Source organism: Dehalococcoidales bacterium (assembly GCA_030698765.1).
Classification (GTDB): Bacteria; Chloroflexota; Dehalococcoidia; order Dehalococcoidales; family UBA2162; genus JAUYMF01.
Map to the genome: position 1 here is coordinate 1 of JAUYMF010000168.1, position 11,315 is coordinate 11,315.

Genomic DNA, 11,315 nt, shown 5'->3' on the forward strand with positions numbered 1-11,315 from the left:
TCAATGTTTACCCCCCGGCATACATGAGGTTAACCCGGGGATTTTAAGACCCCCGGTCAATTCTTTCAATTGCTTTGCGGCCATTTTCTGGGATTTGTCCTGGCCTTCGTTTACCGCCTGCAATACCAGTTTCTCCAGGCGTTCCGGTTTAGCGGGGTCAATCACCTCCGGCGATATCTTGATTGAGAGTAGTTTTTGCTTACCATTTACGGTAACTTTGACCGCCCCTTTGCCGGAATCAGCTTCGACAATAATGTTGCCCAGCTCTTTTTGCGCCTTGTCCAGTTTTGACTTAAGTTCTTGCGCCTGTTTCATCATCGAAAAGTTCATTTTTCCTCCGTATCAGTCATTTGCGCGCCCATTTTTAGCGCCGCTTTCAGCAGATGATTGTCTTCCAGAATGCACCGTACATGACAGGGGTGTCCCAGGAAGTTACTGATGATTCTTTCCGCTACCCGCTGGTTTTCTATCTTCTCAATCTGTTCTTTATGATAAGGGTACCTGAACGCCAGGCAAACCGTGCCATTTTCAACGGTGACCGGTTTGACCCCGGCGCTTCTGAGGATGGCGATGGCCGGAGTTTTCTTGGCGTCCCCCGGCGCCTGCTCGATAATCTGTTTCCAGTTCAACTTGAGGCGTTCCACTTCACTGTTGGCCTCAATCGGGGTGATGGCGGCAGCAGCCCTGGCTGGCTCCGGAACAGCGGCTGGTCCGGGTTTAGCCGGGATTTGTCTGGTGTGAGATGGGGTAGTAGTAGGAGCGGGTGACGGTGGCGGAGCTTCTTGTTGGCGGGATTCAGGTTTAGCGGGAGGGATAAGACTTTCTTTAGCGGCGGGTTTGGCTAACTGTTCCTTTTCTCCCGCTGAGGGCGAAGCAGCATCGATAAGCGCCAGTTCCATGGGTAAGGTAGAGTAGCTATCGAAGCCAAGCTCAAGCTCGCCAAAGAGCTTGACTGCTCTCAGCACCTGCTCGAGAGTGGCTCCCGCGGCTAATGCCTTGAGTTCAGCGATGTCCTCGGCAGTCAGGTCTAGAGAGTCTTCAGTTCCGGTCTTGACCAGAAGTAAAGCCCTGAGGTATCCGACCACTTCCCGGTTAAATTGCTTTAAGTCCAGTCCGTCATTGCTAACGCTGTTGATGGTGGTTATCCCGGCGGAAACTTCATTATTGATGATGTGTTTTACCAGTTCTTTGGTTCGCCAGTCACCGGTAATACCGAGGATAGCCTGGACCTGCTGGAGATTGATCTCATCACCATAGTAAGTGGTCAGCTGTTGCAGCAAGTTCTCAGCGTCACGCAGACTGCCGGTGGCGCTTCTGGCAATGAGCCGTAATGCCTCAGTTTCTACCTGAATGCCTTCGGTGGCGCAAATTTGGGTTAGTTTTGAACTTATATCCGATTGGGATAGGCGCCGGAAATCGAAGCGTTGGCAGCGGGAGACGATGGTGGGCAGTATTTTATGGGCTTCAGTAGTGGCCAGGATAAAGATGACGTGAGGCGGCGGTTCCTCAAGGGTTTTGAGGAGAGCATTAGAGGCGCTATTACTCAGCATGTGGACTTCGTCGATGATGTAGACCTTGTAACGTGCCTGACCGGGCGCATAGTTGACCTTTTCCCGGAGGTTCCGGATATCATCAACACCGGTGTTGCTGGCAGCATCAATCTCAATAATATCCATAGACCTGGCTTCGGTTATCGCCAGGCACAGGTCACAGGTGTTGCACGGCTCACCGTTGCCATTATTGAGGCAATTTACCGCCTTGGCCAGGATGCGTCCGGTACTGGTCTTACCGGTACCGCGCGGTCCGCAAAAAAGATAAGCATGGGAGATACGCCCACTGCTGAGCGCATTGCGTAGCGTCTGGGTAACCGGTTCCTGCCCGACTATCTCAGCCAGAGTCTGGGGACGCCATTTACGATAAAAAACTTGAGAAGACATCTTAACTGGTCTTATTATACCTTAATAGCTGGCCGGTTACCAAAGGAATTTTAAAATTGGTTCTGTTTGGTTTGGCTGGTTTTTTTAATTGTCATTACCTCGAAAATAGCCGTGTTTGTCATTCTGGCGAAGCTTGTCCCGTATCAGCTACGGAATGATAACGGACATGAGCAGTCGGGAGTATCCGCTTATCTTCGTCCTTTGTGGTGCCGGTTGTCTAGCGTGACCGATTGCGAAGGGGATGTAGCCGATGTGGCGGTCTCCAGCCTGGAAGATAGAGATTGCTTCGCTGAATGGTCAGGCAATGGCAGCCACCGACCGAAACCGAATAATACCCTTAAATTAGCGGTAGGCTTGTCTATTAAAAAAGAACCAGCCCTACCTGATGTGTGCAGTTCCCTGCTACCATGGTAAAGCTGGCAAAAGAGCTTAAATTTGACCGGTTATAGTAGCGATGGAATATCCCTTGAGGTATCCTCAATTTCCTTAAGCTTGACCGCCGTCTCCGTCTGCCTCCTTTTGAATTCAGGGATGAGTCTGGTTGATTGGGTGTAGTAGTTTCTTATCTTTTCAACATCGCTCAGTTCAGACAGGATCACGGAGACGTCCAGTGAACTTTTTTCTCTGGGATAATCACCATTCCGTATTATGGCTTGCGGAGCGATACCTCTCAAGTAATCGCCGAGTTCCTTAATCAGGTCCACGTTCATTTCCCGGGATGGCGCCGAGATGAGATAGAGAGCCCTCCTTGAATCGGCAGGGTTACAGCTGAGTGATAGCTCACTGATGGCTTCATCCATTGTATGGATGCCTTTTTGCGTTTCGGCACCCTTTTTTATGAAATCACGGGACTTTTGCCCGGGGAGTCTGAATGCAGGCAGCGTTGTCGACCCGTAGCCCAGAACCGTCCAGCCGACCACGGTTTGCATAATGTCGCCGGCATCAAGTAATTTAGCTCCGATATTTCTCGATTTTTTCTCTTCACCGGCACAGAGTATGTTGTAGAACGGTTCCGCAATCAGGGCGTTGATTTTGGTCAGGTTGTTTCTCAGCGAAGAGTCCTTTCTGATATAGCGCTGATTATCGACGAGGAATACAGCGTCAGCTACGGAGTAGGTGGACTTGAGACAGGTAGCGGCATTATATATCGTCCGCTCCTCAACTTGCTCTTCATGCTCGAAGGGCAGGACGATAACCGAATAAACTGGCTTGTCCATATAGCGTTGCTTTATGTGCTGGGTGATTACGGGCAGGGAGCCGGAGCCGGTACCGCCGGCAGCGCCGGCAATAAGCAGGAAGGCGTCTGTTTCGTAGAATTTCCGGGTAGCCCTGATAGCATCGATGACCTTATCAGCATCTTCTTTGGCTACCTCAGCGCCCAGTTCATTTATTTTGCCCACACCGTGACCACCGGTCTTGCGGCCGCCGATAAGCATGCGGTACTGGTAATCTCGCCTGATGTGGACCAACCCGCTGAGGTCGGCAGCATCAGTATTAACGGCGAAGGTTCCGGTAACAATTTCAATCTTGCGTTGGGCGCGTGCTCTATTATTTAATTTGGCGAATTCATCAGCAATCCGGCCGCCGCATTGTCCCAAGCCTATAACCACTAATTTCATTTCTCACCTCTGGTGTAGAGTTTAATTATTTTAACCACACTGGCAAAGCAATGTCAATCTCTGGTAGTATTTTATTCTCCGCTACGCCTGATTAACTTGCTGCGTGGCTGAAATAACCGATAGGGTAAAGTAAAATTGATAACGGTGTCCGTATAATTGGTATCAAGTATTGCGCTGATGGGTTATCTTGCTGCGCCGGGCAGAAGAACCGGGGTTCTTCTTAATGGCTAGAACGGATGTTTTGATGATAGCACGAAAAGAGGCTCTGGAGGGAGGGCTATTGAAAAACTAAAAAACCTATATTAAAATGGGGCAGAGGTGCTAGAAGATGGTTGGTGAACAGTCCCCGGAACTGCTGAATGACGCGGAGAAGGGAATCAGCGTATTTGAGGAAGCAGTAGCCAGGGCTGAGCGACTGGGTAAAGCAGCTCGAGAGGCCGCCGAAGCCTCAGCCAGAAAGTCTCAAGAAGCGTTAAGCCGGGCTGAAGAGATAAGCAAAGAGGCTGAGAAGGTTGCCGGGTCGTCAGCGAAGACAGCCCAGCAAGCGGTTGATAAGGCTGAGAAAATAAGCCGGGTAGCCCGGGAAACAGCCGAGTCTTCGCTAAAAACAGCTCAGAAAGCGATAGATATTGCTGAGGAGGCGGCTAGAGCGCCCAAAGAGGCCGCGGAGAAACTGACCAGAGCCTTTGAGGAAGCGATAAGAAGGGCCGAGGAAATTGGAAAGGCGGCTAAAGATGCTGCTGATGCTGCGTTAAAAGCATCTCAGGGAGATTTACGCCGTATCGAGGAAACATCCAGGGATGCTAAAGAAACGGCTGAGGTCGCAACCAGGTCATCCAGGGATGCGGCAAATCAGGCCGAAACAACCAGTAAGTCAGCCAGGAAAATGGCTGAAGCAGCCGATAGAGCGGCTAAAGAAGCGATAGGCAGGGTTGAGAAAATGGACAGGGTGGCTCAAGCCTCTGCTGACGCATCAATCAGGGCTTCCCAGGAAGCGGTCAGCCGGGCTGAGCGAATGAACGCGCTGACTAAAGAGGCGGTTGAAACATCAGCCGCCAGTGTTCTCGAAGCCAGCGGTAGAGCCGAAGAGGTAAGCAATCAGGCAAGAGAGATAGCCGAGACGTCTGCCGCGATGTCCCGGGAGGTATTAAGCCGGGCTGAAGAGATAAGCAAAGACGCCAGAGAGATTGCTGAGGAGTCGCTCAAGGTTTCGCGGGAGGGTCTGGCCCGGGCCGGGGAGGTGAGTAAACAGGCCAGAGAGATGGCTGAAGCCTCGGCCAGGATTACCAGAGAAGCGATAAGTAAGGTTGAGGAAATAAGCGCGACAACTAAAGAGGTGGTTGAAGTAGCTGCCAGCGCAGCTCAGGAAACACTGGAGATATCGATAAAGGCTTCTCAGGAAGCGATGACCAGGGCAGAGGCGATAAGCCGGCAGGCCAGGGAAGTAACTGAGGAGTCCACCAGGTTATTTGAGGAGGCGCTGGGACGGGCGGAAGCGACGAGCCTGACGGTTAAAGAGACTGCCAGGGCGATGTCCAAAGCGGCTCAGGCAGCACTGGAGATGTCAGTACGGGCCGCCGAGGAGGCGATTGAGATATCAATAAAAGCTTCGCAGGAGGCGATAAGTAAGGCTGAAGAAATAAGCAAAGTAGCCCGGGAAACGGCCAAGTCATCAGCCAGGGCTGTTGAAGCATCAACAAAAGCGTCAGCCAGAGCCGCCAGGGATACGGCTGAGGCGCTTACCCGTCAGGCTAGACAGGCCGCGGAATCATCAATAAAAGCGGCTATGGAGGCTACCGAGGCGTCTACACGGGCAGCAAAGGAAGCGGCTCAGATATCAGTAAAAGCTTTTCAGGAGGCAATAAGCCGGGCTGAAGCCACCGGCAAACTGACTAAAGAGACTGCGGAAGCCTCCATAAGGGCTTTCGAGGAAGCGATTAGCCGTTCCGCTGTGGCCGGTAACCCGGCTGATGATACCGGTGAAGTAACAGAAGAAGACCTGGATGAAAAGATCGAAATTAAAGATAAGGATACTGAAGAGACCAGGGCAAAGAGTGTAAAGGAGGAGAAGGGACCGGAAGAAGCCAGGGACAAGATCGAATCGCGTTTAGAATTCCTGGCTAGAATGTACGAAACGAGGAGAGCGAAACAAACTGAACAGACCGGAGAAGAGAGAAGGACGGAAAAAGAAGATATCGAGGCAACTGATCAATAGTTTGGGTGGGGAGAAATTACCGAGTTGACGGGGGCTTGGAAGCTGCCTCTTGTTCGTAGATAAATGTTTAATAGCGGATTAAAGGAGGTTTCCTGTAATGGAACCAAAGAGTAAGGCTAAAAAGAATAATAGTGCTGTTAGTGAAGAAATCGAGGAGTCAGTTATACTGCCGGAGGGGGAAGTTAAGGAGGGGGGCGAAGATGGACAGATAGAAATGGCGGAGCCGGACATTCAACCGCTTGCCGAGGTTTTAGGACAAGCCGAGAGGGCATACGCGGCCTACATGGAAGCCGAACGGCAAGTATCAAGGATATATAAGGAGAACGAGAAGCAGGTTACCAGCGCCTATAGAAGGGCGGAGCAGCAGGCCAACCATGCTTTTGAGCAGGCATTAGCGCAAATCGTGAAGGCACGGGAGGAAGCTCAACTACAGGCCAGAGAAGCCTATTTAAAGGCGAGAGAACAGGCAGAGAGAGAGGCGGAGCAGGCGATAGAGCAGGCGATGAAAGTGCGTGACGGGGCTATAACTAAAGCCTGGAATATCCGTGAGGAGACGGTAGAACAAGCCTGGGCAATATATTCTAAAATTGTAAGGTGAGTCCGGAAAAAATGACCGGTGAGGTGCGTGCCTATCTCTTTTGCCGGGATTAGAGGGAGCAATTATAGCAGCGAAGGTATATCTCTCAGGCTACCATCCAGTGCGGTAAATTTACCTTCCAGACCTTCCTGTTTCTTTTTGATGTTGGCGATGAGGCTGATAGTCCGGGTAAAGTAGTTCCTGACTTTAGCCAGGTCATTCAGTTCGGACAGGATAACGGAAACATCCATTGAACCGCCTTGCCGCGGGTAGTCGCCACTCCTTATAATTGACTCACGGGCCATGCCTTTAAGGTAAATCCCCAGTTCCTTGATCATGTCCATATTCATTTCTTTGGCCGGTGCCGATACCAGATACAGGGCTCTCCGGGAATCAACGGGATTACACTTGACCGATAGCCTGGCGATGGCTTCATCCATAGCTTGGATGCCTTTTTGAGTTTCATTGACCTTGTTCCTGAAATCGCGTGTCCGCTGGAAGATGGAGCGGAACAGGGAGAAATTGGAACTGCTATGTCCGATAACCGTCCAGCCGGATAGAGTCTGTATTATATCACCGGCATCGAGCACTTTTGCCCCGATGTATTGAGTCTTCTTCTCTTCACCGGCGCAGAGCAGATTGTAGAACGGTTCGACAATCATGGTATTAATGTTGTTCAGATTGGCTCTGAGCGGCGAATCCTTCCTGATATACCTCTGGTTATCAACGACGATGATGGCATCAGCGGTGAGGTAAGTGGATTTAAGACAGGTGGCGGCATTATATATCGTCCGTTCCTCGGTCTGTTCTTCGTGCTCGAAAGGGAGGATGATAACAGCGTACACCGGTTTGTCAGCGAAGCGTTCTTTAATGTGTTTGGCCATTATCGGAATTGAGCCGGAGCCGGTACCGCCGGCAGCGCCGGCGGTCAGCAAGAAGGCGTCTGCTTCCGGCAGTCTTTTGGTTGTTGTCCTGATGCTCTCGATGACTTTATCGGCGTCTTCTTTGGCTACTTCAGCGCCCAGTTCATTGATTTTACCCACGCCGTGGCCGCCGGTCTTGCGGCCGCCGATAAGTATGCGGTGCTGGTAATCGGGCTTGATACGGGTCAATCCACTAAGGTCAGCGATGTCAGTATTGACGGCAAAGGCTCCGGTAACTATTTCGATCCCGCGCCGGCTTTGCGCCTTCTTATTCAACCGGGCGAATTCATCAGCAATCCGGCCACCGCATTGCCCCATACCTACGACAACTAATTTCATTTATCACCTTCAGGATAGAATACCTGTTTCATTTTAGGAATCCTGATGAGAAGATGTCAATTATTAGTCTGGTAATCTCGGTATCCGGCGCTTTTACAAACCTTTATCGGCCACGTAAGCCGCCAGGTCAGCCAGTCGGCAACTGTAACCCCATTCATTGTCGTACCAGGCGAGTACCTTGACCATGTTGCCGCCGATGACCATGGTTCCCGGAGCGTCTATAATTGAGCTTGCCGGGTTGCCCTTGAAGTCCGAGCTGACCAGTTCTTCCTGGCAGTATTCCATTATCCCGGACAGGGGCCCTTTAGCCGCTGCCTGAAAAGCCTGGTTGACCTGCTCGATGGTGACATCTTTAGCCAGGTCAGCGACGAAATCAACAACAGAGACAGTAGATGTCGGGACCCGGAAAGATAATCCGTGCACCTTGCCTTTGAGTTCGGGGATTATCTCACCGACCAGCCGCGCAGCGCCGGTGGTGGTAGGGATAATGTTCATGGCGGCAGTCCGGGCACGGCGCAGGTCTTTATGGACGGTATCCAGGATCCTCTGGTCGTTGGTGTAGGCATGAATGGTGGTCGTCAGTCCTTTACTGACGCCAAAGCTCTGGTTCAGTACTTTAACTACCGGGGCAATACAGTTGGTGGTGCAGGAGGCATTGGAGATGATATTATGCTTGTCCGGCAGGTACTGCTCTTCATTGACCCCGAGGACAATGGTGATATCTTCATTGCTGGCCGGGGCGGAAATAAGCACTTTCTTAGCGCCGCCTTTCCGGTGAGCGGCGGCTTTGGTGGCATCGGTAAAAAATCCGGTGGACTCGATGACGATGTCGACGCCGTAGTCCTTCCAGGGGATATTGGCCGGGTCACGCTCTGCGAATACCCTGATACTTTTGCCGTCAACGGCGATTGAATCCTCACGGGCTTCTACTTTACCCGGGTAGGCGCCATAGTTGCTGTCCCATTTCAGCAGGTGGGCGTTACTTTTGGTATCGGTAAGGTCGTTAATGGCGGCAACTTCCAGGTTGGCGCCGTGGTACCGGTTGAGCGCTCTGAAGGTCAGTCTGCCGATGCGTCCGAAGCCGTTAATGCCGATTCTGGTTGTCATAATGTGCCTCCTCTCTAATATAATTAAATTAACCTTATCTTGTCGCTATATACATGTCAGTTAAGATGATAGTAGATAATGCTATCCCTGGGGATCTTATCTACCCGGCTATCGGTTCTCATTGCTTCCAGGTGTGCCAGGGTTTCCGAGACGGCCATTCTTTTATCCCAGGGAGCCAGATTCTGGAACCTGACACCATCCAGTGACGGCATCCAGGTAATTGCGGCGGATATTTGATAGGCTGTCTTGGGCCCTGTCTTTATCGCTTCCAGGATTTCTGAATTCCGGTGCTCGTGATGCTGGAAGATTTCAGCAACCCTTTTCGGTAAATCGGCGAAAAGGTGCTCATGCGCCGGTAAAACGACTTTGACATCCAGTTGCTTTACCTCATTCAGGGAGTTAAGGAAATTAACCAGCGGATTATTGCCGGACTGATTTTGCAGGCTGACGTGGGGGGTGATAACAGGCAGAACATGATCTCCCGAGAATAATATCTTCTCGGCAGGTTCGTACAGGCAGATGTGTCCGGGCGAGTGCCCCGGCGTCCACAGCACCTTAAGGTTAAAGCCTCCGATGGCGATGTCTTCCCCGCCGTGCAGGATAATATCAGGTAAGGTCGCCGCCCCGAACCGCCTCGCACCGGCCGGGCCTGTCTGGGTCGCCGGTAGTTCACTGGACGGCATGCCGTTTACGCGTAGCCATTCTCCGGTCTGACGGAGGGTCTCGTCGGCATTCAGGTATCTGGAAGTGATAAGCTTTTCCTCCAGAGAGTGGAGGGCAATACTGGCCGAAGAAAGCTCTCGGAGCCTGCCCGCCAGTCCGTAGTGATCGGGATGGGCATGGGTAGCTATTATCCGGGAGATATCCTTAAAACCAACGCCGATTTCCGCCAGCTGGTCTTGCAGGGACTGGAGCGTCTCCTCATTATTCCAGCCGGTGTCAATCAGGAGACATTCCCCGTTTCCCCGAATCAGGTAGGTATTGGTGTACCCGAGGGGGTTGTTCGGTATTGGTATTGGCATCTGGTAGATACCCGGTATAATTTCAGTCATGTTAAGTCCTCATAATAAAACGTAATCTCATTATTCTTATTGGCGTTTGAGGTTGCCGAAGGCTCCCATACCGGCGAACCTGGCCTTTGTCCCCAGCTCCTCTTCTATCTTGAGGAGGCGGTTATACTTGGCGGTGCGCTCGGAGCGGCAGGGGGCGCCGGTCTTGATCTGTCCCGTATTCAGTCCCGCAGCAAGGTCAGCGATGGTGGTGTCTTCGGTTTCACCGGAGCGGTGACTGACCACCGCCGTCCAGCCTGCCCGGTGCGCCATCTCAACCGCGGCGATGGTCTCGGTGAGAGTGCCGATTTGATTTGGTTTGATGAGGATGGAATTAGAGGCTCGCAGTTTGATTCCCCGGCTCAGGCGGCTGACATTGGTGACGTAGAGGTCATCGCCCACCAGCTGGACTCTAGCGCCCAGTTTTTGAGTCAATAGCTGCCAGCCTTCCCAATCATCCTCAGCCAAGCCGTCTTCAATGCTGATGATAGGGTAGCTTGCCACCCACTGGCTGTAATAGTCCGCCATTTCCGCGGAGCTCAGAGAAACGCCTTCTATCGACAGGACATACCGACCATCCCGGTAGAATTCACTGGCGGCAGGGTCCAGGGCGATAAAGCAGTCCCTGCCGGGATGGTAGCCGGCTTTTTCAATGGCAGCCAGGATTGCTTCTATGGCCTGTTTATTTGATGGCAGGGAAGGGGCAAAGCCGCCCTCATCACCGACATTGGTGTTCAGCCCCCTGTCCTTGAGCACTCTTTTCAGCGAGTGATAAACCTCAACGCCCATTTGCAGCGCCTGGTGGAAGCTGGCGGCCCCGGCCGGTACCACCATGAATTCCTGAAAATCGGTTGAATTGGCTGCATGTTTGCCCCCGTTGAGGATATTCAGCATCGGCACCGGCAGGGTGTAGTTGCCGGACTTGCCGACGTGCTGGTATAAGGGGAGATGAGCCGAGTCAGCTGCGGCGTGGGCTACGGCCAGGGATACCCCCAGTATGGCGTTTGCCCCCAGGCGTGATTTGTTGTCGGTTCCGTCAAGCTCGGTCAGCCGGTGGTCAATGGCTGCCTGGTCAGCCACCATCCCGGTGATGGCACTGGCGATTTCATGGTTAACGTTGTTCACCGCGCGGAGAACGCCGAGTCCGTTGTACCGGGAGTCGCCGTCACGGAGCTCTACCGCCTCGTACTGGCCGGTACTGGCGCCGGAGGGCACCGCTGCCCGCCCGGTGGCGCCGTCAGACAGCCTTACTTCGGCTTCCAGTGTTGGATTGCCCCTGGAGTCCAGGATTTCTCTGGCGGTGACGGCGCTGATAATTGACATTTCCCTCACCTTTCTATTCTATATTGAAGGACTGGGGTTTTCAGGCGTTAATCAGTTCCAGGGCTTTCTTTACCGCTTCAGCCGGACTCTCGGCGGTGATGATTGAGTTGTCCGGCTGGTTATTTCTGGCTATCTTCCAGGTCTTCAGCCCGATGACCGGAATACCGCCTTGCCGGGCGTGGGCGATTTCAGAGAGGGTGCCGTAGCTGCCGCCAACGGCGATGAC

The 11,315-nt window shown here is 52.5% G+C and carries 10 protein-coding genes; 2 read left to right on the top strand and 8 right to left on the bottom strand.

Going from position 1 to position 11,315, the window contains the following annotated elements; all coding sequences use genetic code 11:
- From Q8Q07_08225 to Q8Q07_08235, 3 genes are all read right to left on the bottom strand, one after another.
- Positions 1 to 330 (bottom strand): YbaB/EbfC family nucleoid-associated protein, encoded by a 330-nt coding sequence (locus tag Q8Q07_08225; protein ID MDP3880268.1) that lies wholly within the window; start codon positions 328 to 330, stop codon positions 1 to 3.
- Positions 327 to 1,937 (bottom strand): DNA polymerase III subunit gamma/tau, encoded by a 1,611-nt coding sequence (gene dnaX, locus Q8Q07_08230; protein ID MDP3880269.1) that lies wholly within the window; start codon positions 1,935 to 1,937, stop codon positions 327 to 329. The genes Q8Q07_08225 and dnaX overlap by 4 nt, the downstream gene beginning before the upstream one ends.
- A 443-nt stretch (positions 1,938 to 2,380) precedes the next feature.
- Positions 2,381 to 3,556 carry a tubulin/FtsZ family protein gene (locus tag Q8Q07_08235; protein ID MDP3880270.1) on the bottom strand — a complete coding sequence of 392 codons (1,176 nt, stop codon included), beginning with the start codon at positions 3,554 to 3,556 and terminating at the stop codon, positions 2,381 to 2,383.
- A 328-nt stretch (positions 3,557 to 3,884) separates the two neighbouring features.
- Here Q8Q07_08235 and Q8Q07_08240 point away from each other — a divergent pair, with 328 nt between their 5' ends.
- Both Q8Q07_08240 and Q8Q07_08245 read left to right on the top strand, forming a co-directional pair.
- Positions 3,885 to 5,771, top strand: a complete 1,887-nt coding sequence (locus Q8Q07_08240; GenBank protein ID MDP3880271.1) for a hypothetical protein — start codon at positions 3,885 to 3,887, stop codon at positions 5,769 to 5,771.
- 97 nt (positions 5,772 to 5,868) lie between these two features.
- Positions 5,869 to 6,369 carry a hypothetical protein gene (locus Q8Q07_08245; protein ID MDP3880272.1) on the top strand — a complete coding sequence of 167 codons (501 nt, stop codon included), beginning with the start codon at positions 5,869 to 5,871 and terminating at the stop codon, positions 6,367 to 6,369.
- Between the two features lie 62 nt (positions 6,370 to 6,431).
- On the opposite strand, the gene Q8Q07_08250 is transcribed toward Q8Q07_08245, so the two are convergent.
- The 5 genes from Q8Q07_08250 to Q8Q07_08270 form a co-directional block, all read right to left on the bottom strand.
- A complete protein-coding gene (locus Q8Q07_08250) occupies positions 6,432 to 7,610 on the bottom strand; it encodes a tubulin/FtsZ family protein (protein ID MDP3880273.1) in 1,179 nt (392 codons plus the stop codon).
- Positions 7,611 to 7,703: 93 nt separating this feature from the next.
- Positions 7,704 to 8,717 carry a type I glyceraldehyde-3-phosphate dehydrogenase gene (gap, locus tag Q8Q07_08255; GenBank protein MDP3880274.1) on the bottom strand — a complete coding sequence of 338 codons (1,014 nt, stop codon included), beginning with the start codon at positions 8,715 to 8,717 and terminating at the stop codon, positions 7,704 to 7,706.
- A 56-nt stretch (positions 8,718 to 8,773) separates the two neighbouring features.
- On the bottom strand, positions 8,774 to 9,769 hold the full coding sequence (locus Q8Q07_08260) for an MBL fold metallo-hydrolase (GenBank protein MDP3880275.1): 996 nt from the start codon (positions 9,767 to 9,769) through the stop codon (positions 8,774 to 8,776).
- Between the two features lie 36 nt (positions 9,770 to 9,805).
- Positions 9,806 to 11,089 carry a phosphopyruvate hydratase gene (gene eno, locus Q8Q07_08265; protein MDP3880276.1) on the bottom strand — a complete coding sequence of 428 codons (1,284 nt, stop codon included), beginning with the start codon at positions 11,087 to 11,089 and terminating at the stop codon, positions 9,806 to 9,808.
- Between the two features lie 40 nt (positions 11,090 to 11,129).
- Positions 11,130 to 11,315: TIGR00725 family protein (locus tag Q8Q07_08270; GenBank protein MDP3880277.1), on the bottom strand; the 186-nt coding region annotated here is incomplete at its 5' end.